The sequence below is a fragment of the Leisingera sp. ANG-Vp genome (assembly GCF_000813725.1).
Classification (GTDB): Bacteria; Pseudomonadota; Alphaproteobacteria; order Rhodobacterales; family Rhodobacteraceae; genus Leisingera.
The window spans coordinates 17,701-40,540 of record NZ_JWLD01000012.1; the positions used below are offsets into that span (position 1 = coordinate 17,701).

General features: G+C 62.4%; 23 protein-coding genes and 1 other RNA gene. 12 read left to right on the top strand and 12 right to left on the bottom strand.

All coding sequences use genetic code 11. The features are described from left to right. From RA20_RS05190 to RA20_RS05225, 8 genes are all read right to left on the bottom strand, one after another. On the bottom strand, positions 1-726 hold the full coding sequence (locus RA20_RS05190; protein WP_039125432.1) for an alanyl-tRNA editing protein: 726 nt from the start codon (positions 724-726) through the stop codon (positions 1-3). Continuing rightward, the gene (locus RA20_RS05195; protein WP_039125347.1) at positions 713-3,151 is read right to left on the bottom strand and encodes a DUF3772 domain-containing protein; all 2,439 of its coding nucleotides are present in this window, start codon (positions 3,149-3,151) and stop codon (positions 713-715) included. Before RA20_RS05195 ends, RA20_RS05190 begins: the two co-directional genes overlap by 14 nt. Next, positions 3,148-4,182, bottom strand: a complete 1,035-nt coding sequence (locus tag RA20_RS05200; RefSeq protein WP_039125349.1) for a cysteine synthase A — start codon at positions 4,180-4,182, stop codon at positions 3,148-3,150. The genes RA20_RS05195 and RA20_RS05200 overlap by 4 nt, the downstream gene beginning before the upstream one ends. Before the next feature lie 88 nt (positions 4,183-4,270). Beyond that, positions 4,271-5,395, bottom strand: coding sequence for an NUDIX domain-containing protein (locus tag RA20_RS05205; RefSeq protein ID WP_039125351.1), 1,125 nt, complete (start codon positions 5,393-5,395; stop codon positions 4,271-4,273). Between the two features lie 29 nt (positions 5,396-5,424). Further along, positions 5,425-5,865: a TrgA family protein gene (locus RA20_RS05210; protein WP_039125353.1), complete on the bottom strand. Its 441-nt coding sequence runs from the start codon at positions 5,863-5,865 to the stop codon at positions 5,425-5,427. 30 nt (positions 5,866-5,895) lie between these two features. Next, positions 5,896-7,101, bottom strand: a complete 1,206-nt coding sequence (locus RA20_RS05215) for an SAM-dependent methyltransferase (RefSeq protein WP_039125354.1) — start codon at positions 7,099-7,101, stop codon at positions 5,896-5,898. 69 nt (positions 7,102-7,170) lie between these two features. Next, positions 7,171-8,595 carry a cryptochrome/photolyase family protein gene (locus RA20_RS05220; protein WP_039125356.1) on the bottom strand — a complete coding sequence of 475 codons (1,425 nt, stop codon included), beginning with the start codon at positions 8,593-8,595 and terminating at the stop codon, positions 7,171-7,173. A gap of 19 nt (positions 8,596-8,614) precedes the next feature. After that, positions 8,615-9,838 carry an aminotransferase class V-fold PLP-dependent enzyme gene (locus RA20_RS05225; RefSeq protein WP_039125358.1) on the bottom strand — a complete coding sequence of 408 codons (1,224 nt, stop codon included), beginning with the start codon at positions 9,836-9,838 and terminating at the stop codon, positions 8,615-8,617. A gap of 211 nt (positions 9,839-10,049) precedes the next feature. On the opposite strand from RA20_RS05225, the gene RA20_RS05230 reads away from it, so the two are divergent. Further along, positions 10,050-10,430, top strand: coding sequence for a VOC family protein (locus RA20_RS05230; RefSeq protein ID WP_039125360.1), 381 nt, complete (start codon positions 10,050-10,052; stop codon positions 10,428-10,430). Between the two features lie 57 nt (positions 10,431-10,487). Here the strand turns inward: RA20_RS05230 and RA20_RS05235 are convergent, their stop codons facing one another. From RA20_RS05235 to RA20_RS05245, 3 genes are all read right to left on the bottom strand, one after another. Then, complete coding sequence (locus RA20_RS05235) at positions 10,488-12,086, bottom strand: BCCT family transporter (protein ID WP_039125362.1); 1,599 nt, start codon at positions 12,084-12,086, stop codon at positions 10,488-10,490. A gap of 278 nt (positions 12,087-12,364) precedes the next feature. Further along, positions 12,365-13,357 (bottom strand): acryloyl-CoA reductase, encoded by a 993-nt coding sequence (gene acuI, locus RA20_RS05240; RefSeq protein WP_039125364.1) that lies wholly within the window; start codon positions 13,355-13,357, stop codon positions 12,365-12,367. A 30-nt stretch (positions 13,358-13,387) separates the two neighbouring features. Next, positions 13,388-14,482: a dimethylsulfoniopropionate demethylase gene (locus tag RA20_RS05245; protein WP_039125366.1), complete on the bottom strand. Its 1,095-nt coding sequence runs from the start codon at positions 14,480-14,482 to the stop codon at positions 13,388-13,390. 176 nt (positions 14,483-14,658) lie between these two features. On the opposite strand from RA20_RS05245, the gene RA20_RS05250 reads away from it, so the two are divergent. The 8 genes from RA20_RS05250 to RA20_RS05280 all read left to right on the top strand — a co-directional run bounded on the left by RA20_RS05250 (position 14,659) and on the right by RA20_RS05280 (position 20,146). Continuing rightward, on the top strand, positions 14,659-15,420 hold the full coding sequence (locus tag RA20_RS05250; RefSeq protein ID WP_039125367.1) for a FadR/GntR family transcriptional regulator: 762 nt from the start codon (positions 14,659-14,661) through the stop codon (positions 15,418-15,420). After that, complete coding sequence (locus RA20_RS05255; RefSeq protein WP_039125369.1) at positions 15,417-15,803, top strand: ectoine synthase; 387 nt, start codon at positions 15,417-15,419, stop codon at positions 15,801-15,803. Before RA20_RS05250 ends, RA20_RS05255 begins: the two co-directional genes overlap by 4 nt. Before the next feature lie 20 nt (positions 15,804-15,823). Further along, positions 15,824-16,177: a transfer-messenger RNA gene (gene ssrA, locus RA20_RS24925) on the top strand. Between the two features lie 155 nt (positions 16,178-16,332). Beyond that, the gene (locus tag RA20_RS24930; protein WP_039125371.1) at positions 16,333-16,776 is read left to right on the top strand and encodes an ester cyclase; all 444 of its coding nucleotides are present in this window, start codon (positions 16,333-16,335) and stop codon (positions 16,774-16,776) included. Positions 16,777-16,780: 4 nt separating this feature from the next. Further along, complete coding sequence (locus tag RA20_RS05265; RefSeq protein WP_082017917.1) at positions 16,781-17,338, top strand: nuclear transport factor 2 family protein; 558 nt, start codon at positions 16,781-16,783, stop codon at positions 17,336-17,338. 133 nt (positions 17,339-17,471) lie between these two features. Further along, positions 17,472-18,287 carry a chromate resistance protein ChrB domain-containing protein gene (locus RA20_RS05270; RefSeq protein ID WP_039125373.1) on the top strand — a complete coding sequence of 272 codons (816 nt, stop codon included), beginning with the start codon at positions 17,472-17,474 and terminating at the stop codon, positions 18,285-18,287. Continuing rightward, positions 18,284-19,555 carry a chromate efflux transporter gene (gene chrA / locus RA20_RS05275; protein WP_039125375.1) on the top strand — a complete coding sequence of 424 codons (1,272 nt, stop codon included), beginning with the start codon at positions 18,284-18,286 and terminating at the stop codon, positions 19,553-19,555. Before RA20_RS05270 ends, chrA begins: the two co-directional genes overlap by 4 nt. A 117-nt stretch (positions 19,556-19,672) precedes the next feature. After that, the gene (locus tag RA20_RS05280) at positions 19,673-20,146 is read left to right on the top strand and encodes an SspB family protein (protein ID WP_039125377.1); all 474 of its coding nucleotides are present in this window, start codon (positions 19,673-19,675) and stop codon (positions 20,144-20,146) included. 58 nt (positions 20,147-20,204) lie between these two features. On the opposite strand, the gene RA20_RS05285 is transcribed toward RA20_RS05280, so the two are convergent. After that, positions 20,205-20,768 carry a hypothetical protein gene (locus RA20_RS05285; RefSeq protein WP_039125379.1) on the bottom strand — a complete coding sequence of 188 codons (564 nt, stop codon included), beginning with the start codon at positions 20,766-20,768 and terminating at the stop codon, positions 20,205-20,207. A gap of 242 nt (positions 20,769-21,010) precedes the next feature. Here RA20_RS05285 and fumC point away from each other — a divergent pair, with 242 nt between their 5' ends. Genes fumC through RA20_RS05300 form a run of 3 tightly spaced genes read left to right on the top strand, consistent with a single transcriptional unit; the run spans position 21,011 to position 22,796 of the window. Further along, a complete protein-coding gene (fumC, locus tag RA20_RS05290) occupies positions 21,011-22,405 on the top strand; it encodes a class II fumarate hydratase (RefSeq protein ID WP_039125381.1) in 1,395 nt (464 codons plus the stop codon). Continuing rightward, positions 22,405-22,581 carry a DUF4169 family protein gene (locus RA20_RS05295; RefSeq protein WP_039125383.1) on the top strand — a complete coding sequence of 59 codons (177 nt, stop codon included), beginning with the start codon at positions 22,405-22,407 and terminating at the stop codon, positions 22,579-22,581. Before fumC ends, RA20_RS05295 begins: the two co-directional genes overlap by 1 nt. Further along, positions 22,578-22,796, top strand: a complete 219-nt coding sequence (locus tag RA20_RS05300) for a ribbon-helix-helix domain-containing protein (RefSeq protein ID WP_039125385.1) — start codon at positions 22,578-22,580, stop codon at positions 22,794-22,796. The genes RA20_RS05295 and RA20_RS05300 overlap by 4 nt, the downstream gene beginning before the upstream one ends. Positions 22,797-22,840: the final 44 nt, after the last annotated feature.

The following is a 22,840-nucleotide window of genomic DNA, read 5'->3' on the forward strand; positions in this document are numbered from 1 at the left end:
TCAGTCCTCCAAATGCAGGTAGACGCGGCGGTTCTGCTTGCCCTTTTTCTCCACCTTTCCAAGACGGATGCGGCCGATCTCGCCAGTGCGTTTGACATGGGTGCCGCCGCAGGGCTGCAGGTCGATCTGCTCCTCCGCGGTGCCGATGCGCACCAGCCGCACCTGCCCGGCCCCGCGCGGCGGCGAAACGGACATGGTTTTCACCAGCTGCGGATTGGCATCGAGCTCTTCGTCGGTGATCCAGTCCTCAGTCACCTCCAGATCGCGGTCGATCAGCGCCTGCAGCTGGTCCTGCAGCATCTGCTTGTCTTCCGGCGCCTCCGGCATGTTGAAGTCCAGACGCCCCTTCTCTGCTCCGATGGAGCCGCCGGTCACCTCCAGCGGGACCACCACCGACAGGAGGTGTAGCGCAGTGTGAACGCGCATGTGGCCATAGCGGCGGTCCCAATCGAGCACCTGGGTGACGGTGGCGCCTTCCTCCGGCAGCACCTCGCCCTCATGCGGCACCAGGACGATGGCATCGCCCTGCCCCTTTACCGTGGTCGCAATGGAGCATTGCCCCTCGCCCCACAGCAGCTGGCCGCTGTCGCCGGGCTGGCCGCCGCCGGTGGCGTAGAACAGGCTGCGGTCAAGGATGATCCCGCCCTGCTCCGTGCGGCCCAGCACCCGGGCTTCGGTCATCCGGGCATAGGCGTCCTTGCGGAACAGCTTCTCACTTGTCGGCATCACCTTCTCCTTCTCCATCCTGGAGGTCACTCAGGTCCGGCTTTGCCGGGGCTTGCATTGGCACCGCTTTGGCAGGCGTGCCGGCTTTGGCTTTCTGCCCGGCCAGCGCCTCAGGGTTGCGGATCCAGATGTCACGCTGGGCAAACGGGATCTCGATCCCCTCTTCTTCGAACCGCTTGGCGATCTCGTAGTTCATGTCCGATTTCACCGACAGCACCCAGTTCACGTCGCGCAGGATGGCGCGGATCTCGAAGTCGAGGCTGTCGGCGCCAAAGCCCTGGAACACCACATAGGGCGCCGGGTTCAGCAGCACCATCGGATGCGCCTTGGCGATGTCATTGAGGATCGCCTCGACCTTGCGCGGATCGGTGCCATAGGCAACGCCCACGGGCACGATCACCCGGCCCACGGTGTTGCCGCGGGTGTAGTTGGTGACCGTTCCGCTGATCAGGTCCGAGTTCGGTACAATCACATCCGAGCGGTCGAAGGTCTCGATCCTTGTGGAGCGTACCGAGATGTCGCGCACATAACCCATCAGGCCGCCAACCTCGATCCAGTCGCCCTTGGAGATCGGGCGTTCGATCAGGAGGATGATGCCGGAGACGAAGTTCGACACGATGGTCTGCAGGCCGAAACCGATGCCAACCGAGAGCGCACCGGCAACGATGGCGAGGGATGACAGGTCGAGGCCCGCAGTGGAGATTGCAATGACGGCAGACAGGAAAATCCCCACATAGCCGAGGCCTGCGGTGATCGCATTCTGGCCGCCGGGATCAATCTTGGTCTTGGGCAGCAGCGAGTTGCGCAAGGAGCCCTGCACCAGCCGGGTCAGCGCATAGCCCGCGGCAAAGACGACCGCAAAAGTCAGGAAGGCCGTGGGTGAGATACGGGCGTCACCGATTTGGAAACCTTCGAGAAACTTCGACCACAGCTCGGTCAGGTCGGCAATGCGGGCACCCCAGATCAGCGACAGGAGCGGCACGGCAAGCGCCGCCAGAACAAAACCGATCAGAACCGAAAACAGCGATTCCCGGGCCGCGGATCCCTCGCCCGAAAGCCAGCCGTAGACGTCGCCCAGGAAACGGTGAACCACCAGCAGCGCCGCCAGCAGCGCCAGTGTGGAAACGGCCGGGTAGATCATCGCCTCAGCGGCATTCACATAGCCAAAGGCAGCCAGAACCGGCGCTAGAAAACCCAGCAGATAGGTGCCGCGGCGCACCAGCGACATGATGCGGGTGGCGCCTGCGGCGATAGCACGGTCTTCCTCGGCATTGGAGCCCGCCTGCTTCTGTCGCCGCTTGGCGCCGATCCGGTGCAGGCGCAGCAGCACCAGGGCGGCAGCCAAGATCAGCGGAAAACTGGCAACCGAATGGGCCTCGGCCGGGATGCTTTCGATGGCTTCCAGCTGCCGCAGCGCGTCCTGCAGCACCAGGATCACCGCCAGAATGTCGACCATCAGGCGGGTTTCGTTGAGGCGTCCCTCCTGCACCGGAACCAGATCATTTTCGATGCGGCTGGAGAACAGCTGATTGCCGAGCCAGTGGAAGGAGAGGATCAGCAGCGCCCAGCCCGGCACATAATCCAGCAGGATGGTGCCCCGGATACCCAGGATGCCGGAGAGATCCACCGCCGCCACCAGGCAGATGATGCCGATAAAAGGCAGGATCACTTCCAGAAGCGAGACCACAAAACCCCAGACCCCGCGTCCGCTGCTGCCGAAGCTGCGCAGGTAGTCGCCTGCCGCGTGGGCCCAGGGGCGGCCGCGGAACAGCAGCAGGGCGGCGACCACCAGCAGGGCCAGCAAGGCCGGCAGGCTGTTCTGCACCCGTTCAGCCGTGGTCACATTGGACAGCTTGTTGGCGGTTTCGTTCAGGATGGAACTGCCGGAACGGGTCAATGCACGCCAGGCGCTTGCCCAGTTTTCCGGATTGAGCGGCGACGGGCCGCGCTCCAGCAGGGTGCGGGTGCGGCGCTCACGTATGATCTTGTCGATTTCCGCAATCAGCCCGTTTGCACGGCTGTAGGCCTCTTCGGAGACGATGCGCGGGACCTTGAGATCCTTCAGCTGCTGTTCCAGCGAGGCACGCAGGTTGGCAATATCCTCGGGCTCGCTCTCACCCTCGCCCGGGGCCGGGCCAAGCGCGCTCAGCTGGCCTTCAAGGGTCTGGATGCGGTCGCCGTTGCCGGTGCGTGCATCCAGGAAATTCTGCCGGTAGGTGGTGAGCTCAGTGCGCAGCGCTTCCAAAGCAGCGCTGGAGGCCCGTCTGGCGTCGATGACCTCTTCGGCGCGGGCCGCGGTCTTGAGCCAGTCCTGGTAATACGCCCGGGCGTCAGCGTTGAGCTGAGCCAGGGCAGGCATAGCGAGGCCGGCCACAAGGGCCAGCCCCAGCAATGCAGTCCGCAACGCGGTTATGAAAGGTGTCATACGTCCTCAAAAACGCCGGGAATCGACGCGGGCGTATGGGTCATCCACTCCGGCACCGGCAGGTTTTTCTCCCGCAGGAAATCCGGATTGAACAGCTTGGACTGGTAGCGGGTGCCATAGTCGCACAGAACGGTGACGATGGTGTTGCCCGGGCCCATGTCCTTGGCCATGCGCACAGCGCCTGCAATGTTGATGGCAGAGGAGCCGCCCAGCACCAGGCCTTCCTCATGCAGCAGGTCGAAAACATACGGCACCGCTTCGGCGTCCGGCACCTGGTAGCTGAAGTCCGGCGTGAAGCCTTCCAGGTTCTTGGTGATCCGGCCCTGGCCGATGCCCTCGGTGATCGAGCTGCCCTCGGAAGCCAGCTCGCCGGTGGTGTAATAGGAATAGAGCGCCGCGCCCAGCGGATCGGCAAGGCCGATCTTCACGCCCTTGGGCTGGATCGCTTCGGCGACGCCCGCCAGGGTGCCGCCGGAGCCCACCGCGCAGACAAAGCCGTCGACCTTGCCGCCGGTCTGCTCCCAGATCTCGGGGCCGGTGGTTTCCACATGGGCCTGGCGGTTGGCAACATTGTCGAACTGGTTGGCCCAGATGGCGCCGTTCGGCTCGGTCTTGGCCAGCTGCTCAGCCAGGCGCTGGGAATAGCGCACATAGTTGTTGGGGTTGCGGTACGGGGCCGCCGGAACCTGGACCAGCTGGGCGCCTGCCAGGCGCAGCATGTCCTTCTTTTCTTCCGACTGGGTTTCCGGGATCACGATCACCGTCTTGAAGCCCATCGAAGCGCCGACCAGCGCCAGGCCGATGCCGGTGTTGCCGGCGGTGCCTTCAACAATGGTACCGCCCGGCTTCAGCTCGCCGCGGGCAATGGCATCCTTGATGATGTACAGCGCCGCACGGTCCTTGACCGACTGGCCCGGGTTCATGAATTCCGCCTTGCCCAGGATCTCGCAGCCGGTCTCTTCGCTGACACGGTTCAGGCGGATAAGAGGAGTGTGGCCGATGGCATCAGCCAGATCGCGTGCAATGCGCATGGTATCCCTTTCGATCGTTCCCCCAAGGTGTATCCAAGCGGTCCGGTGATCACAAGGCGGGAAGCGCGCGGCCCGTGCGTCAAAATCCTCAATATCCCTTGTGCCGCAGACGGCCGCGGTGGCGCGCAAGCCACAGCGCGGCAGTGACCAGCGGCATGTCCTGGTAGATCTGCGCATCGACACCTTTCATCAGCGCGTCATAGCTGAGGATCTCACTCCGGATGTCCTCGCCTTCGCCTGCTACGCCGCCGCCGCCCTTGATGTCAGAAAGATCCGCTATACCGATGAAAACGTGAATGAATTCCGCCAGTGCGCCGCTAGAGGGATAGACCTGGGCCACCGGCTCCAGCCGCAGAACGGTGACTCCGGCTTCTTCTTCGGCCTCGCGGATGGCGGTTTCTTCGGCGGTTTCGCCCGGGTCGATGACCCCTGCCACCGGCTCCCACATCCAGGGGTGGGCATCGCCCATGATGAAGGGCGGTGCGCGGAATTGCTCCACCAGCAGCACCTGGTCGCGGACCGGATCATAGGGCAGAACCACTGCCGCATGGCCTGCCATTGCCGCCGAACGGTTCATCACCGGACTCATGCTGCCGTCGTAGCGGCGGTACTGCAGGTCCATCTCCTCCATCGCGAAGAAGTTCAGATGAGCCCGGTTATGTTGGTGCACGATCACATCCTTGGCAAGGTCGTGCACCCCGTCGCCAGGCCGGGCCTGCCCTTCCAGCCAGGCGGCGGCGCGGCGGCGGATCGAGGGGAAGACGCGGGCAACCTCCTCTGCCGTCATCCGGCCGTGGTAGGCCATCACCTCTTCCGCCGCCCGCAGGGAGAGCGCCCCCCATTGCCGGACCCAGGCATCCAGATCCCAAGACTCAGCAGTCTCCCACAGGCCAGGTTCCGGGAAATAGACCTCCGCCGTGGCGCTGCTGCCGTCCTTCAGCTGAACTGAAACGGGTTTCAGCGCGTAGCCAAAGCCGCCCTCGTAGAAATTCAGCGCGTCCAGATCCTGCGGCGACAGATCCTGCACCAGCAGGCCTTCGGCAATGGCACCGTCACGGGTTTCGATCGCCGGAAAAGGCTGATCCACAACCTGGTAGACACCGTGGCCGGCCAGCGTGGCCTCCTGCACCTTCAGCGCTGCGCCGCTGCGGCCCAGAACCAGTTCAAGCAAGGGGCGATGGCGCAGCGTGCCAAAGAAAAAGAGATCAGCCACGGAAGATAACCTGTTGTTAATAAGTATGTTCAGCGCCAGCGGCGGGAAGCGTTTTCAGTCGCAAGCCCAGACAGGACACCACCGATCACCAGCGGCACCAGCACCGTCGGCACAGCGATAACAAAGAAATATTCCAGTGCAATGACAAAGATCGCCGACAGGGCTTCGAACGGGCCGTCATAGCGGTGGCGCATGGCCAGGCGGAACATCTCCCAGGCGCCCTGGATGAACAGCGCCCACAGCACCATAACGGCCATGCCGGTCAGGCCATTGTTGATCGCAGGCACCAGGCCGCGGCCTGCCCGTTTGCCCATGAAGATCCAGCCGCTGAGCAGGCCCAAGGCCACGTTCACATGCACGAAATAGCCGAAATCAGTGCCCTCCGGCATCTGCGGCATCACCGCGAAAGACACGAAAAACGCCACCAAAGCCATAGTGATAGCGGCAGTCAGTCGGGCACCGTTGGGCATGTCAGGTAATAATCCGTGCGGTCTTTTCTATCAGCGATGAGCAACTGTAATCTGCGTCACGTCGCAATTGCCAGTCTTAAAGGCGGCCGCGCAGGAAGTGAGGTAAAAGTTCCACATCTTGTGGAAACGCTCGTCAAAGCCCATGCGGGAAATCTGCCCCCAGCGGGCATTGAAAGTCTCATGCCAGCGCCGGAGGGTCTGGTCATAGCTGTCGCCGAATTCGATTGAGCGCACCACGCCAAGTCCGGCCTTCTCGACCTGCTCACGCAAAATTTTCGGCGAGGGCAGCATGCCTCCGGGGAAGATGTGCTTCTGGATGAAATCGACGCCCCTGCGGTAAAAATCCCAGCGGCGGTCGGCGACGGTGATGATCTGCAGGGTAGCCTTGCCGCCGGGCTTCAGCCGTTTGCGGATGGTGTTGAAATAAGCCGGCCAGTATTTCTGGCCCACGGCCTCGAACATCTCGATCGAGGCGATACCGTCAAACTGGCCCTTGCAGTCCCGGTAGTCCTGCATACGCAGCTCGACCTGATCGGAAAGTCCAGCCTTTTCAATGCGGCGGCGCGCGAAGTTAAGCTGCTCTTTACTAATTGTCAGACCGGTCACCCGCAGGCCCCGCTCCTTGGCGGCATATTCGGCAAAGCCGCCCCAGCCGCAGCCGATCTCCAGAACGTGGTCGCCGGGTTTCACCCCCATCTGATCCACCAGCGAGGCATACTTCGCGGTTTGCGCCTTTTCCAGGCTGTCCTGCCCGCTGCGGAACAGGGCGCTGGAATAGGTCATCGTGTCATCCAGCCACAGGCTGTAGAACTCATTGCCCAAATCATAGTGATAGGAGATGTTCTTTTTCGCCTGGCGGCGGTGGTTGCGGTGCAGCCAGAAACGCAGCCGCTCATAAGCGCGCAGCAGCGCCTGGCCGCGGAAATCGTCATAGACCGTCTCGGCCCCCATATGCACCAGATCCATGAAGGCCTGCAGGTCGGAGGTGCTCCACCAGCCTTCCAGGTAGGCGTCGGAGAACCCCAACTCGCCTTCGCGGATCAGACGGGAGAAGCAGTCCGGATTGTGGATGTGCAGATCGGCGGCCGGACCCGGGTTGCTGCCCTTGGCGCGGAAGATGCGGCCGTCCGGCAGGTGGATATCCAGCTGGCCGGTCTCCATCCGGCAGACCTGTTCGAACACCGGCGCAAAGTAGCGCGGCAGGTTTTTCTGGCCTTCGGTATCCGTGAAGATCATTCCCTTCCTCCTCAGCACTATAGGGAAAATGCTAGGGCGGAGGGTGCTTTCTGGCAAGAAAACTGTGTGTTAGCGGTTTTGGCGCATTTCGTGATAGGCCGTGAGCGCGCGTTCCCGGCCCGCCTGCAGCGGGATGATGGGCGCGGCGCGGAGCGCATCCGGCAAAAGGTTCCAGGACCGGGGCACGGCGGCAAAGAAGTCCAGCGCGGTCTGCGGCGGTGTGCCTTGCCCCTCGGCAATCCATCGGCGGGTGTAGAGGCCTGCTGGATCGAATTTCTCCAACTGGCCCGAGGGGTTGAAGATGCGGAAGAATGGCGCCGCATCGGGGCCGGAGCCCGCCACCCACTGCCAGCCCATGGCATTGGAGGCCGGATCCCAGTCCACCAATGTCTCGGCAAACCAGTCCATGCCCAATTTCCAATGCATCATCAGATGCTTGGTGAGGAAACTTGCGGTGATCATTCGGGCCCGGTTGTGCATCTTGCCGGTGACAAACAGCTCGCGCATGGCAGCGTCGATGAAGCCATAGCCGGTCTGGCCGCGCCGCCAGGCCTGAAGTTCCGGGGTTTCGGCCTCTTGCCAGGGAAAGGCCTCCCACTCCGGGCGCCAGCTGCGAGTCAGGATTCCGGGCGAGTGGTGCATCAGGTGATAGGCAAACTCGCGCCAGACCACCTCTTTGAGGAAAGTCTCAGTCCCCTGGCCGCCGTGGCCCATAGCGGCCAGCCCTAGGTGCCAGAGACGGTGCGGGCTGATCTCGCCCCAGGCTAGGTTTTCCGACAGGCCGGAGGTTGCATCTTCGCCCGGGAAGTCGCGGCGGGCCTTGTAGGCGGCGACGGAAGTTTCAAGGAAAGCGCCCAGCCGGTCCTGCGCCGCAGCTTCGCCCACGCGGCAGTGGCGGGCCACGATTTCCACGCCGCGGTGCATGGCGGCGCCCATCGACCAAGCAGCCAGCTCGTCGCTGGCGGGCCAGTTCTGCGGTGCGGGCAATGCTGCGGGTGCAGGCTGCAAGCCGTCCACCGCACGGTCCCGCACGGCTTTCCAGAACGGGGTGAAGACCTTGAACATGCCGCCAGCTTTGTTTGCGACCGTCCAAGGTTCAAACAGCAGGCGGCCGCCAAAGGAGCAGGCGCCGATGCCTTGGGCCTTGAGCTGTTTCTTTACATCCGTATCCCGCGCTTTCGCTGCCGGATCATAGAGGCGGGACCAATAGACGGCCCCTGCCCCGGTTTCTGCAATCAGTTGCCGGAGCTGCTCCAGCGCGTTGCCCCGGCGCAGAATCAGGCGGGAGCCTGCTTTGGCCAGTTCCCGCCCGAAATGCTCAAGCCCCAGACCAAGGCGGAACTTGGGTGCGGCGCCCAGCGCGTCGTCCTGCGCGTCCAGGATATAGACAGGCAGGACTGCTGCACCGCTTGCAAGAGCAGCCGTCAGGGCGGGATTGTCGGCCAGTCGGAGATCCCGCCGGATCCACCAGATCACCAAGGGACGGTTGCTCATGCACGGGCTCCCGGGGTTGTTACAGAACGCGGTCCAGAGCCTCGATCAGTTTGGCGACCTCCGCTTCGGACGTGTAGTGGGTGAAGCTCATACGCAGCACGCCCTCGGTTGGATCAACCCCCATCGCTTGCAGGGCACGCACAGCATAGAAGTCGCCGCCGCCTGCCATGATGCCATGTTCTGACAGGGCTGCGGCCGCTGGCTCGGCCGGTTTGTTCAGGGCAACAGCTACGGTAGGCGCCCGGTTCTCCGCGGTGGAGGGCCCCAGCAGGCGGACGTCATTGCGGTCCCTCACCGCGTCCAGCAGCGGTTGCAGCAGTTTGATCTCATGGGCGCGCATCAGGTCGTGGACAAAGACCCCTGTTTCCGCGGGGCTGCCGCCGTGGCCGTGATGTGCCGCCAGCGCCTCGAAGTAATCGGCCATGCCTGCGGAAGCCGCAACCTGGGCGTGGTCCGGGCCTGCCGGGGTGAAGCGTTTGTAGAGGGTGCCCTCGTTGAAATAATGCGCCTGGTTCGGCAGCAGTTCGCCCAGCGCTTTGCGGATCACCATGACACCCTGATGCGGCCCGTAGGTCTTGTAGGAGGAGAACAGGTAGATATCGGCGCCCAGTTCCTCGACATTCGGCAGCCCGTGCGGCGCATAGGAGACGCCGTCGACGCAGACAAAGGCACCTGCGGCATGGGCCAGCGCGGTGATCTCGGAGACCGGGTTGATCTCACCCACCACGTTGGAGCAATGCGGGAAGCAGACCAGGCGGACATTCTCATCCAGCAGGTTCTCCAGCTGCGCCGGGTCCAGATGGCCGGTCTGCGGGTCAAGCTGCCATTCGCGGATCTCGATCCCCTCCTCCGCCAGACGCCGCCAGGGGCCGGTGTTGGCCTCATGGTCCTGGTTGGTGACGATGATGGCTTCGCCCGGCTTCATGAACCTGCGGAAGGCCTGGGCCAGCACATAGGTGTTCTGGGTGGTCGAGGGACCGAAGCTGAGCTCGTCGGTAGCTACGCCCATGAGAGCAGCCAGCCGGGCGCGGGCCTCGTCCATTTCGGCGCCGCCCAGACGGGAGGCCTCATAGGGCGCGTAGGGCTGCACCTTGCGCTGGGTGTAGAAGCGGGTGAGGCGGCCGATCACTTGCTGGCAGGTATAGGAGCCGCCGGCGTTTTCAAAGAAGGCCTGGCCTTCGAGGCTGTGTTCGGCGAAGGCCGGGAACTGCGCCCGGACGAAATCAATATCCAATGCGGTCATGGTGTCTGTCTCTCCTCAATCGCGGCCCTTCGCGCGGAAATGGCAAGTGGTCCAGCTGGGCCGCGCTCCGGCACAAGGATTGAGGGATCGAACGCCCCCCTGCAACCCGGAAATCGCGCAAGGCAGGTTTTGCAAATGGCACGCAGGCTGATGACAGAAACTGGCAGGATCACCTGTCATCTTCGCCGCAGGCAAAAACGGAGGATTTGTTATGGCCTTTACTCCCAAGGATTTCCTGGTTTGGGGCGAAGTCCCGGTAAGTGATCTGGACGCTGCGGTGGCCTTTTATTCCAAGGTGACCGGTGCGGATCTGAGCATTGACACCAATGGGCCCAACCCGATGGCAATGTTCAAGACCGCAGACGAGAAGACCGGCATTGCGCTGCATCTCTACCCCGGCAAACCGGCAGGCGACGGCCGCGGCCCGACCCTGCATCTGACCGCCGAGGGCGAGCTGGATGATGTGATGAAGCGGGTGACGGATGCAGGCGGCAAGGTGATCTCAGAGGTCATCGAAATCCCGCCGGGGCATTTCTTCTACGCCACCGATCCGGACGGCAACTCGCTGGGTTTCTTCAAGTTCAGCGCGTGAAATGCAGAAGGCCCCGGGGAATTCCCGGGGCCTTCGTTTGATCTGCGGTATCAGGGCCTACTTGCGGCGGCGCTTTTCACCGGCCAGGCCGATGAAGACCGAAACGCACATCAGCACCAGCACGATGGCAAAGGGGAAGCCGGTGGCAATTGCAGCCGCCTGCAGCGCGCCCAGCCCGCCGCCCAAGAGCAGAACGATGGCAATGGCGCCTTCCAGCACGCACCAGAACACGCGCTGCTTGGTCGGGGCATCGGTCTTGCCGCCTGCGGTGATGGTGTCGATCACCAGCGAGCCGGAGTCCGAGGAAGTCACGAAGAAGACCACCACCAGGATGATGCCGACGAATGACAGGATGCCGGTCAGCGGGAAGCTTTCGAACATCTTGAACATCTTCAGCTCAAGTGCGGCGTCCTTCAGAGCCTGACCGCCTTCGCCGGCTACCATGTCCAGCGCCGCGCCGCCAAAGACGCTCATCCACAGGGCGCCGACGATAGTCGGGATCAGCAGAACGCAGATCACAAACTCGCGCACGGTGCGGCCGCGGGAGATGCGGGCGATGAACATGCCCACAAACGGCGACCAGGAGATCCACCAGGCCCAGTAGAAGGTGGTCCAGCCCTGCATGAAGTTGGTGTCTTCCCGGCCAACCCAGTTGGAAAGCTCCGGCAGGAACACGGCGTAGTCCACTAGGCTGGTGAAGAAGCCGGTCAGGATCGCCACGGTCGGGCCGACGATCAGCACCAGCAGCAAGAGCGCCGCGGCCAGGATCATGTTGGCCTCGGACAGGCGCTTCACGCCTTTTTCCAGGCCTGCCACAACCGAGATCAGCGCAAACAGGGTGATGGCAACAATCAGGAACACCTTCATGCCGTCGGTGATGGGCACATCAAACAGGTAGTTGAGGCCGGCCAGCGCCTGGCTTGCGCCAAGCCCCAGCGAAGTTGCCAGGCCAAAGATGGTGGCAAACACTGCCAGCACGTCGACGATATGGCCCAGCACGCCCCAGGTGGCATTGCCGAACAGCGGGTAGAACACCGAACGCATGGTCAGCGGCAGGCCGCGGTTGAAGGAGAAGAAGGCCAGCGCCAGCGCCACAACCGCATAGATCGCCCAGGGGTGCAGCCCCCAGTGGAAGATCGTTGCAGCCATGGAGAGCTTCTGTGCGGCGGCTTCATCGCCTGCAGCGGCACCCAGCGGCGCCCAGTCGGTGCGCACGCCGTCTTCGCCGACAGCCGTGCCGCCCAGCGCGGAGCCGAAGTGCGAGATCGGTTCGGCCACACCCCAGAACACCAGGCCGATACCCATGCCGGCGGCGAACAGCATCGCAAACCAGCCGGCATAGGAATAGTCCGGACGCGCATTGTCGCCGCCCAGGCGGATCGAGCCGTAAGGCGTCACCACCAAGAACAGTGCAAACAGCACAAAGATGTTGGTCGAGATCATGAAGACCCAGTCGAAATTGCTGGTCAGCGCCGGGCGCAACCAGCCAAAGAACTCGCCCGCCTGTTCCTTGAACACGAGGGAAAAGAACACAAAGGCGACGATGGTCACCGCCGAAATGGCAAAGACCGGGTTGTGCACATCCAGGCCCATGACCTGGATGTTGTCCTGACCGGCTTCATAGCCGGAGTCAGGCTCATTGGTTTCAGTAGTCATGACTTGTCTCCCCGAATAGTCAGTGGGGATGTCATCCGCAGGAACAGCGCACCGGGGGCCCGCAAGAAAGACTAGAATGAACACAAAAACGACATCACTCCGGTTTTGTGACAGTGCAGATTTCCCCGGGCTCCGCAAATCAGCGCCAGAGTGCCGCATAGTGAAGATGAGTCCAAAACCCTTATTTTATTGACTCCAGAGCGACACAGCGAGCGTTGGAACAACAAAAAAGGGCCGGATTGCACCGGCCCTTCAGCTGCAGGATGCAGAGGTCGCAATCAGGCATTCACGTCCACGACAACGCGGCCCTGAACCTGGCCTTTGAGGATGTCCGCCCCCAGCTGCGGCAGGTCGCTGAGGGTGGCGGGCCGGACCATCGCCTCCAGCTTGTCCATTGGCAGATCCTTGGCAATGCGCTGCCAGGCGCGGACGCGGTTGTCATAAGGCTGCATCACCGAGTCGATGCCCAGAAGATTCACCCCGCGCAGCAGGAACGGGATCACAGTGGCCGGCAATGCTGCACCGCCTGCCAGGCCCACAGCGGCCGCCGAGCAGCCGTACTTCATCTGCCCCAGAACACGGGCCAGCATGGCACCGCCAACAGCGTCGACACAGCCCGCCCAGCTTTCGCTTTCCAGCGGCCGCTTGGTGGTCTCATTGATCTCTTCGCGGGCAACGATCTGCGTGGCACCCAGAGATCTCAGGTAATCGGCAGTTTCCGGGCGCCCGGTGACACCGGCAACTTCATAGCCGAGGTTGGCCAGGATCGCGGTCGCAACCGAGCCAACACCGCCCGCAGCGCCCGTCACCAGCACCGGCCCGTGGTCTTTCTCCAGCCCGTGATCCTCCAGCGCCATCACGGCCAGCATTGCGGTAAAGCCTGCAGTTCCCACGGCCATTGCCTGACGGGTATCCAGCCCTTCGGGCAGCGGCACCAGCCAGTCGGCGCGCACGTTGGCCTTTTGCGAATAGCCGCCCCAATGGGCCTCGCCCACGCGCCAGCCGGTCAGCACCACCTTGTCGCCGGGCTTGTAGCGCTCATCCGAGGAGGCCTCCACAGTGCCAGCAAAGTCGATCCCCGGCACATGCGGGTATTTGCGCACCAGCCCGCCGCCCGGCCCTATACAAAGGCCATCCTTGTAGTTCACGGTGGAGTATTCCACCGCCACGGTCACCTCGCCCTCGGGCAGCTGATCCAGGCTGATCTGCTCCACTGCGGCAGAGGTCTTGCCGCTGTCTTCATCCTTGTTCACGATCAATGCGTTAAACATGATCCGTCTCCCTTTCCTTCTGCGGCGCCGTCAGCGCCAGAATTTTTCCTGCACAGTCACCGGCAGCATCCCCGCTCCGGTGTCCGCCTCCATCACGGTTCCGGGTGTCCAATGGCTGCGGTCCACCATGCCAATCGCCGCATTCACTCCGAATTCCGGCGAGTAGATGGCCGAACCCGCCTGCCCCACCTGGCGCCCCCCGGCATAGAGAGGCCAAGCATCCAGGCACGGCGGGAGATCCCCGCCAATCACCAGAGGCCGGATCTGGCGCTGAGGACCGTTTGCCGCCTGCTCTGCCAAAGCAGCCTTGCCGATATAGTCCTCAGGCGAATTGCAGAATTTCCCCAGCCCGCATTCGTAGGGCGTGTTCTCCCGGGTCATGTCATTGCCATAGCTCAGCAGCCCGCTTTCGATCCGCTCAATCGCATTGGGGCAGCCCGCCCGCACGTTCAGGTCCGCTCCGGCGGCAAACAAGGCATCCCACAGCTGCATGCCCAGGTCCGCGCCTTCGACATAGATTTCAAACCCGCCCTGCTTCGACCAGCCCGAGCGTGCGGCAACCAGCTCCGCCCCCTGGAAGGGCAGCCGCTTGTAGCGGAAGAAACGGATCTCCCGCACAGCATCGCCAAAGACGCGGGCCATCAAGTCTTCCGCCTTGGGGCCCTGCACTGCCAGCGGCGACACATCGGGCTCCACGATCTCGACATCAAACCCTTTGGCAATTGCAATCCCCAGGGCGAACTGCAGCAGATCCCCGTCTGCCAGCGACAGCCAATAGTGATCTGCAGCCAGTTTCACTGCCACCGGGTCATTCAGCATGCCGCCGTTGTGGTCCACCGTGGGCACATAGTAGCACTGATCATCTGCCATCCGGTCCATGTCGCGCGGACTGATCAGCTTCATCAGCCGCAGCGCATCCGGGCCCTTTATGCTAACCTGCCGCTCGCAGGCCACGTCCCAGACCTGAACATGCTCTTTCAGATGCGCGCAGTCGGCCTCAAGGCTTTCAAACACCGTTGGCAGAAGCATGTGGTTGTAAACGGTATAGGCTTTGACGCCCTGAGCCTCCACGCCCGGGGTGAACGGGGTCCTGCGCACGCGGCGCGACGGGAAAATGAGTGCCATGGCTGCGGTCTCCCTATGGGTCCGAAACGAGCAGGCCGGCTGCCTCCCAAGTGCCTAACGACAGGTTGGGCGGAACGACTCAGGCCTTGCAAATTAAATGTCAGACTTTTAAATGTCAGACAAATGATTTCTGACCGGGAAGTGTCCGGCGCAACGCGGCGTCAGGGCAAACATGCATGAAAATTGACCCCAACAGCTCTGCTGATCTTTCGGTGCAAATCGCCCAGGCGATCAAGGATTCGATAATCGCAGGTGAACTGGATGTCGGAGAACGGCTGCCCTCCGAAGCCGAGCTTGCCGACCATTTCCAAGTCTCCCGCCCAACAGTGCGCGAGGCGCTGAAGCGGCTGGCGGCGCAATCGCTGATCCGCAGCCAGCGCGGCGCGTCGGGCGGCGCCTTCGTGAACCGCCTCAGCTTTGAAGACGCCTATTCGCAGCAGATCACCACATCGACGCTGCTCCTGAGCATGAATGCAGTCAGCTTTGATACCGCCTGCGAGGCGCGCTATGCGCTGGAGCGGGCCTGCGCGCCGCTGTCTGCCGAGCGCCGCAGCCCTGATCATCTGGCGACAATGCGGGCAGAGATCTTCCGCCAGGGCCAGCCGGGGCTGACGGATGAGGCCTTCTGCGCTTCGGACGTGGCCTTTCACCGGGCGCTGGTGGACGGGGCCGGCAACCCGGTGCTCTCCTATCAGCTGGCCGGCGCTGTGGAAGCCATGCAGCCGCTGATGAACATGATCACCTTCACCGCCCGCGACCGGGAACGGATTGTGGAACTGCATGGCCAAATCGCGGACGCCATCGAACAGCGGAATTCCCAGGCCGCGGATTTGGCATTGTCCGAGCTGACAGCATACACGCTGGAATTGGGGACCAAGGCCATGGCGGCCCGCGCCTCCAGGCATCAGAACCGCAGCAACGTGGAGAACTCAAAGTGATCATCCGCCGCAAAGACGACATCGAGTCCACCAACCGCCATGTTCACTGGGGCAATGGCACAAGCCACAGGATGCTGGTGGCGGAGGACGGAATGGGCTTCACGGTTTGCCACACGATTGTGCACGCAGGGACTTCGACCCGGCTGCAGTACAACAATCACCTGGAAGCCTGCTATTGCATCGCAGGCACAGGCTGGGTGGAGGAAGCGGATGGCGTGCGGCACGCTATCGAAACCGGAACGCTTTATGCCCTGGATCAGCATGATGACCACATCCTGACGGCAGGACCCGGCGCCGATCTGGTTCTGGTCAGCGTTTTCAATCCGCCTTTGACCGGGCAGGAAACCCACGACCCGGAGCAGGATGGCCCTTCCGGTTACTGATGGGTGATCTGCCTCCGGAAAGACTTGCAAATCCTTCTGCAGGCGCCTATTTCAAATCTGTTCCCTTGTGGAACTATGGACATAAACGCGCTCGTAATAAGCGGATCGGACCCGGGGGCGGTACCCGGCGGCTCCACCAAAATCCTTCGTTTGGGGATCATGGGGCCGAAACAGGATCGACGGACGTCTAAAGGGGTTAGCTTTGTCTCGGCTGTCTGCCACCGTTACCGGCGAAACTAGTACAATTGCAAACGACAATCGTGCTCCGGCAATGGCAGTTGCAGCGTAAGCTGTAAATGTCGCCGAAACTTAAGCCCTTATGCCTAGCCGTGTAAGGCGGGGTTCGCAGGTACCTGGCAACAGAAACCTGCACCTTCCCCTTCTTCTGAGTGTCCCTCTTTCCGCGGCTGCATATCCCCCATGCGTGCGGCACTGCTAAAAACATAGTTTTTGAGCTTTCAAACCGGGCCTGCACAGCTATAAAAAGCTGCCCGGACGAAACTGCCCAGCACGAAAGCTGACACGACCTTTGACTGCCCTCTCCCCCAAAGCTGAAGTCCTGCAGCGCTGGTATGACCAGGGCTGGACGCGAGGCGACCTAAGTGCCCTTGACGACTACTTTTTGCCCGGCAGCACGGCGACGGGCGCAGTGCCGTCCCTGCAGCTTTCGCGAAGCGACTTCGAAGCGTTTGTAACCGCTTTGCGCAGCCGCCTGGAGCGAATCAGGATCGAAATCACCCAGGTTGTCGAACAAGGCGACTGGCTGGCTGCCCGGACAAGGTTTCAAAGCATCTGCATTGCCACCGGCAAGCCCGTTGTCACCACCGGCCATGTCATGATCCGTTTTGAGGACGGCAAAATGGCCGAGACCTTCAGCCAGTTCGACTACGTGTCCCTCTTCGAGCAGCTTGACCAGCTGCCGCCGGATACCGTAGCCGCCTGCCTGACCGGCCAAGGCCTGATGTGGCGCTAAAGCAATGACCAAAACCAGCAACTGCCCCGCCCCTGCACCGGTTTCGCCGCGCAGAGCCGCCAATGCCCCCAGCCAGCCGCTTACCCATCCGGTGCCAGCCATGGCCGCGCCGTATGATCCAAGCGCCATAACGGACATGCCGCTGACCCGGATTCTGCACTATTGGTTCGAGGAGGTCTGGTGCAAAGGCAACCTCGATGCCGTTGCCGAAGTCATGACCCCGGAAACACTGATCTCGGGCGCTGTCTCTGCCCTGGCGGAACCGGAGTGCGATTACAGCGAGGTGGTTGCAGCACTGCGCAATCTGCTGGGGCCGATCAAGGTCACTTTCACGCATGCGGTGGAAACTGCGGACTGGGTTTCGGTGCGGCTGCTGGCGGATACCAGCAACCCCAGGGACGGCACGCCGTTTCAGATCACCGGGCAGCTTATGGCCCGGGTCGAAAACGGCCGGATCGCGGAAATGCACTCCAACATGGATTACTTCCGGATGTTCGAGATGCTGGGCCAATTGCCGCCCGAGGCGCTGGCCGTCTGCATGACCGGCGAACGGCTGAAGTAACCGCCTGCGGCCCGCAACCTTGACAACCGGGCCTCAAACGCGTTTTTAGGGCGCCATGGGGAGAGACGCGAACGCCCCGTGAGGCGACAGCCCAAGGTTCGCATGTTAACCTTGCTTGCGAGGAGACATGCTTATGGCTGCCCCGAATGAAATCACCCCTGCCCAATTGTCCCGGCTGATCGGCACGCCGAATGCGCCGGTGCTGGCGGATATCTGCATTGACGAAGACTTTGCCGCCGATCCCTACCTGATCCCCGGCTCTATCCGGCATCCGCATACCGATATCGAAGGCTTGAAGGCCCGTCTGAACGGGCAGCGCTGCGTGGTGATCTGCCAGAAAGGCATCAAACTGTCGCAAGGCGTGGCGGCCTGGCTGCGCAACGACGGGATCGAGGCCGAGTATTTGCAGGGCGGCATGTTCGCCTGGCGCGGCCTGAAAGGCGCGCCGCGGGTTCCGGCCGGTGCCCTGCCCGCGCCCGTTGGCGGCAGCACCCTGTGGGTGACGCGGCACCGGCCCAAGATCGACCGTATCGCCTGTCCTTGGCTGATCCGCCGTTTTGTGGACCGCGAGGCACGCTTTCTGTTTGTGTCACCGTCCGAAGTTGCAGGTGTTGCGGAACGCTTCGGCGCCACGCCCTTTGATGTCGCGGATGTGTTCTGGTCGCACCGCGGGGAGCTTTGCACCTTTGACACCATGCTGGATGAATTCGGCCTCAGAACCCCGGCGCTTGACACCCTGTCCCGGGTTGTGAGAGGCGCCGACACAAACCGGCACGATCTGGCGCCCGAGGCGGCAGGGCTTCTGGCCCTCTCGGTGGGACTGTCACGCCAGTACAAAGACGACCATCAGCAGCTTGAGGCAGGCATGACCCTTTATGATGCGCTTTACCGCTGGGCCCGCGACGGGCGCGGCGAAGGCCACGACTGGCCCGCAGGCGGCAAGGCATGAACCAGCCTTCCTGGACGGAGATGTTCCGTGTCTTCGGGCGCATTGGCGTGCTGAGCTTTGGCGGCCCCGCGGCGCAGATTGCGGTAATGCATAAAGAACTGGTCGAGGACCGTCCCTGGCTGAGCGAGGAGAGCTTCCTGCGCGGCCTGTCCTTCTGCATGCTCTTGCCGGGGCCGGAAGCGATGCAGCTGGCGACCTATACCGGCTGGCGGATGCGCGGCACTGCAGGGGGCTTGCTGGCAGGCCTGCTGTTTGTGCTGCCGGGTGCAGCAGTAATTGCCGCGCTGGTCTGGCTTTATGCGCAATACGGCACCCTGCCCGCGGTGCAATCCGCTTTTCTCGGCGTTAAGGCGGCAGTGGTTGTCATCATCCTGCAGGCGCTGCGGCGTCTGGCGGGCAAAGCCTTGAAACACTCCTTGGATTGGGCGCTGGCCGGGTTTGGCTTTGCGGCGCTGTTCCTGCTCAACCTGCCGTTTCCGCTGGTGGTGCTGGCAGCCGCCTGCATCGGTCTGATGCGCAAGGACGGCAGCCCTGGCAATGCGGCACACAGCCCGCCTGCCCGCAACGGCAGCACTCTGCGCAACATCCTGGTATGGGGCGCGCTGTGGCTGCTGCCGCTGATTGCGCTCAGCCTGTCCGGCGCTGAGTTCCTGGCGGACATCGGCTGGTTTTTTTCCAAGCTGGCGGTGGTCACCTTTGGCGGCGCCTATGCGGTGCTGGCCTATATCAGTCAGACAGTGGTGAGCCAGTTCGGCTGGATCTCCGCCGGGCAGATGATCGACGCCCTGGGGCTGGCCGAAACCACTCCTGGCCCGCTGATCCTGGTCACCCAGTTTGTCGCCATGCTGTCGGGCTTGCTGCAAGGCGGGTTCGGCATGTTCCTGGCGGCCGGAGCGGTGGCGCTCTGGGCCACCTTCATGCCGTGCTTCCTGTGGATCTTTGCGGCTGCTCCCTACGTCGAGCGCATCGCATCGCATCCCCGTCTTGGCATGGCGCTGAAGGCCGTGACCGCCACAGTCGCCGGCGTTATCCTGAACCTGTCGGTCTGGTTCCTGCTGCATGTGGCTTTTGCCGAGACTGGGGTGTTTGAAGCCGGTATCCTGCATGTCCCGGCTCCGGTCTGGAACAGTATGAACAGCACAGCCGTGCTGCTGGTTCTGCTGGCGCCGCTTGCTGCATGGGTGGTCCGCGGCAATATGCTGCTGCTGCTGGCGGCGATGGCTGCAGCGGGCCTGGGCATTGCGGAATTCCCGTTTGCAATCAGCTAACTGCCGCGCTTCAGCACAGCAGGCCGCTGCCAAAAATATTGCGTCACCCCGGAAGGCCGCTCTTTTGTTTCCGGCAGAATCTCCTATGCTGGGAACAAATGAACAAAGGGTGACTGCATGTCCCGTGAAATCGACTATGGCAACCTGATGCACTCTGCCATGCGCGGCCTGATCCGGACCGTGCTGCAGGATATTTCCGAAAACGGGCTGCCGGGTAACCACCACTTTTTCATCACATTCGACACCGCCCATCCAGATGTTGAGATCGCTGACTGGCTGTCCGACCGCTACCCTGGCGAGATGACCGTGGTCATGCAGCATTGGTTCGACAATCTGACCGTGGATGAGGAAGGCTTTGCCGTCACGCTGAACTTCGGCGACTCGCCTGAACCGCTTTACATCCCCTACGATGCAATCCGCACTTTTGTGGACCCGTCGGTGGAATTCGGCCTGCGCTTTGAAAGTGCTGATGAGGAGATCGAGGGCTTGTCCGCTGTTGCCGAAGCCGAAGATGAACTGGAAGATGAAGAAGCGCCTGTGCCGGAGAAAAAAGACGCCGATGTGGTGTCGCTGGACAGCTTCCGTAAATAATCCGTGAACTCTGCGAACCTATGGCAAGGCGGTCCCTGCGGCCGCCTTTTTCATGCGTTCACTCCCGTGTCAGGAACGTCTTCAGCTCACGCTGCGGCACGCCGTTCAGACGGGAGGTATAGACAAGATCCAGCCCGCCCTCAGCCAGGGTCCGGTCGTACTGCTGCATCTCGTAGTCGCCATTGGGGTGAATGAACATTGAAAACACAGTCAGGGTGGAGCCGGTGATGCGGCCCCAGACAAAGGGCTCCCCCTCCATCGGATTAAGCGGCACCGCATGGCCGAACACATTGCGTGTCATCGCCGCGGAATAGACGCCGTCGCTGCCGCTGGACACGAACTCGATCTCATAAGTCTTTGTTTTCCTGCGTCCATCGTCTTTTTCAGTGGTGGAAGTCCACTTCAGCGTAAAGCCCTTTTTCATCTCCCGGATCACAACGCTCATATCCCGCGGATCGGTGTCGCCATCTGCTTTGACCACGTCGACGCTGCCTGAGTAGTCGCCGGCAAAGCGGGAAACATCGGCAAGCGCCTGCAGGGGCAACAGCAGCCAGGCTGCTGCCGCCAGCGCAGGCGCAACCGCTGCCTTGCGGTTGCGAAGGGTTTGCACGCGGATCGGCACTCTGTCTTCCTTTCCGGATTACCTGGCCCGAAATCAAAGCCTGTCTCTTTCTATGTAAGCATAGCAGCGCCTTACACAATGGTAACGCCCCCAGGAGGTGCAGCGGCCTGTGCCGGGCTGCGCCAATTCACCACTATACCTGACCGCACGATTGGCTATGCTGCGCGCAACTGGCCAATTGCGCCGCATTCGCGCAAAGGCTAAACGGCATACAACCGCATACAACACGAGAGAGGCGACGGATGTCCGAGACCCGCACCGAAACCGACAGCTTTGGCCCGCTTGAGGTCCCTTCCGACAAGTACTGGGGCGCGCAGACCCAGCGTTCGATCATGAACTTCCCGATCGGCTGGGAAAAGCAGCCGGTCGCCATTGTGCGCGCCCTTGGCGTGATCAAGCAGGCCTGTGCCATGGCCAACAAGGAATCGGGCAAGCTGGACGCAAAAATCGGCGGCGCCGTCATCCAGGCCGCCAGCGAAGTGGTGGCCGGCAAATTCGACGACAACTTCCCGCTGGTTGTCTGGCAGACCGGTTCCGGCACCCAGTCCAACATGAACTCCAACGAGGTGATCGCCAACCGTGCGATTGAGATCCTGGGCGGCACCATCGGCTCCAAGGACCCGGTGCACCCAAATGATCACTGCAACATGGGCCAGTCCTCCAACGACACTTTCCCCACCGCGATGCATATCGCCACAGCGATGTCGGTGCGCGACGTGCTGGTGCCGGGCCTGACCAAACTGGCTGAGGGGCTGGAGGCCAAGTCGGAAGAGTTCAAAGACATCATCAAGATCGGCCGCACCCACACCCAGGACGCCACCCCGCTGACCCTGGGCCAGGAGTTCGGCGGCTACGCGCATCAGATCCGCCAGGGCCTGGCCCGGGTCGAAGCCGCGATGCCCGGCATCTATGAGCTGGCACAGGGCGGTACTGCCGTCGGCACCGGCCTCAACACGCAAAAGGGCTGGGGCGAGAAGGTTGCCGCCAATATGGCGGAAATCACCGGTCTGCCCTTTGTCACCGCACCCAACAAGTTCGAAGCGCTGGCCGCCCATGACGCCATGGTGTTCCTCTCGGGTGCCCTCGCGACCATTGCCGGCAGCTGCTACAAGATCGCCAATGACATCCGCTTCCTGGGCTCCGGCCCGCGCTCCGGCCTTGGTGAACTGATCCTGCCGGAAAACGAGCCCGGCTCCTCGATCATGCCCGGCAAGGTGAACCCGACCCAGGCAGAGGCGCTGACCCAGGTGGCGGCGCATGTGATGGGCAATGACGCGGCAATCAAGTTTGCAGGCTCGCAAGGCCATTTCGAGCTGAACGTCTACAACCCGATGATGTCCTACAACCTGCTGCAGTCGATCCAGCTGCTGGGCGACGCGGCAGACAGCTTCACCGAACGTATGCTGAACGGCATCCAGGCCAATGAGCCGCGCATCGACAAGCTGATGAAGGAAAGCCTGATGCTGGTCACCGCGCTGGCGCCGACCATCGGTTATGACAACGCCACCACCGTTGCCAAGACCGCGCACAAGAACGGTACCACGCTGAAGGAAGAGGCAATTGCCCTCGGCTTTGTCGATGAGGCCACCTTTGATGCAGTGGTCCGCCCGGAGCAGATGATCGGGCCCAAGGACTGATGGCAAAGCCGGTCAATCTGAACCGGTACAGAAAAGAAAAAGCGCGGGCTGAAAAGAAAGCCCGCGCTGACCGGAATGCCGTGACCTTCGGCCGGACCAAGGCAGAGAAGGATTTGGACAAGGCGCGAAATGCGCAAGACGTCCGGCGGCTGGACGAGCATAAGCGCGACGAATGAACGCCCGCCCCAAGAAACATTCCCTGACACTGCGCGGCCACCGCACATCGGTGTCGCTGGAGGATGACTTCTGGGATGCATTCCGCGAGATCGCGGCCCAGGACGGCCGGGCAATCAACGACTTGGCAGCTGAAATTGATGAAAGCCGCGGCGGGGACTGCGGACTGGCATCTGCCATCCGGCTGTTTGTCCTGCACCGGTTAAGGGCGCGTTAAACACGAACCCGCATCGTGGCGTTATGCCGATGCCCGCCCCTCTT

Coding starts and splice junctions, on each gene's coding strand:
- RA20_RS05235 (WP_039125362.1), bottom strand. CDS start 12,086: ATGACTACTGAAACCAATGAGCCTGACTCCGGCTATGAAGCCGGTCAG.
- RA20_RS05190 (WP_039125432.1), bottom strand. CDS start 726: ATGCCGACAAGTGAGAAGCTGTTCCGCAAGGACGCCTATGCCCGGATG.
- RA20_RS05245 (WP_039125366.1), bottom strand. CDS start 14,482: ATGGCACTCATTTTCCCGTCGCGCCGCGTGCGCAGGACCCCGTTCACC.
- RA20_RS05250 (WP_039125367.1), top strand. CDS start 14,659: ATGAAAATTGACCCCAACAGCTCTGCTGATCTTTCGGTGCAAATCGCC.
- RA20_RS05230 (WP_039125360.1), top strand. CDS start 10,050: ATGGCCTTTACTCCCAAGGATTTCCTGGTTTGGGGCGAAGTCCCGGTA.
- RA20_RS05215 (WP_039125354.1), bottom strand. CDS start 7,101: ATGATCTTCACGGATACCGAAGGCCAGAAAAACCTGCCGCGCTACTTT.
- RA20_RS05280 (WP_039125377.1), top strand. CDS start 19,673: ATGTCCCGTGAAATCGACTATGGCAACCTGATGCACTCTGCCATGCGC.
- RA20_RS05295 (WP_039125383.1), top strand. CDS start 22,405: ATGGCAAAGCCGGTCAATCTGAACCGGTACAGAAAAGAAAAAGCGCGG.
- fumC (WP_039125381.1), top strand. CDS start 21,011: ATGTCCGAGACCCGCACCGAAACCGACAGCTTTGGCCCGCTTGAGGTC.
- chrA (WP_039125375.1), top strand. CDS start 18,284: ATGAACCAGCCTTCCTGGACGGAGATGTTCCGTGTCTTCGGGCGCATT.
- RA20_RS05300 (WP_039125385.1), top strand. CDS start 22,578: ATGAACGCCCGCCCCAAGAAACATTCCCTGACACTGCGCGGCCACCGC.
- RA20_RS05220 (WP_039125356.1), bottom strand. CDS start 8,595: ATGAGCAACCGTCCCTTGGTGATCTGGTGGATCCGGCGGGATCTCCGA.
- RA20_RS05195 (WP_039125347.1), bottom strand. CDS start 3,151: ATGACACCTTTCATAACCGCGTTGCGGACTGCATTGCTGGGGCTGGCC.
- RA20_RS05270 (WP_039125373.1), top strand. CDS start 17,472: ATGGCTGCCCCGAATGAAATCACCCCTGCCCAATTGTCCCGGCTGATC.
- RA20_RS05265 (WP_082017917.1), top strand. CDS start 16,781: ATGACCAAAACCAGCAACTGCCCCGCCCCTGCACCGGTTTCGCCGCGC.
- RA20_RS05210 (WP_039125353.1), bottom strand. CDS start 5,865: ATGCCCAACGGTGCCCGACTGACTGCCGCTATCACTATGGCTTTGGTG.
- acuI (WP_039125364.1), bottom strand. CDS start 13,357: ATGTTTAACGCATTGATCGTGAACAAGGATGAAGACAGCGGCAAGACC.
- RA20_RS05225 (WP_039125358.1), bottom strand. CDS start 9,838: ATGACCGCATTGGATATTGATTTCGTCCGGGCGCAGTTCCCGGCCTTC.
- RA20_RS05200 (WP_039125349.1), bottom strand. CDS start 4,182: ATGCGCATTGCACGCGATCTGGCTGATGCCATCGGCCACACTCCTCTT.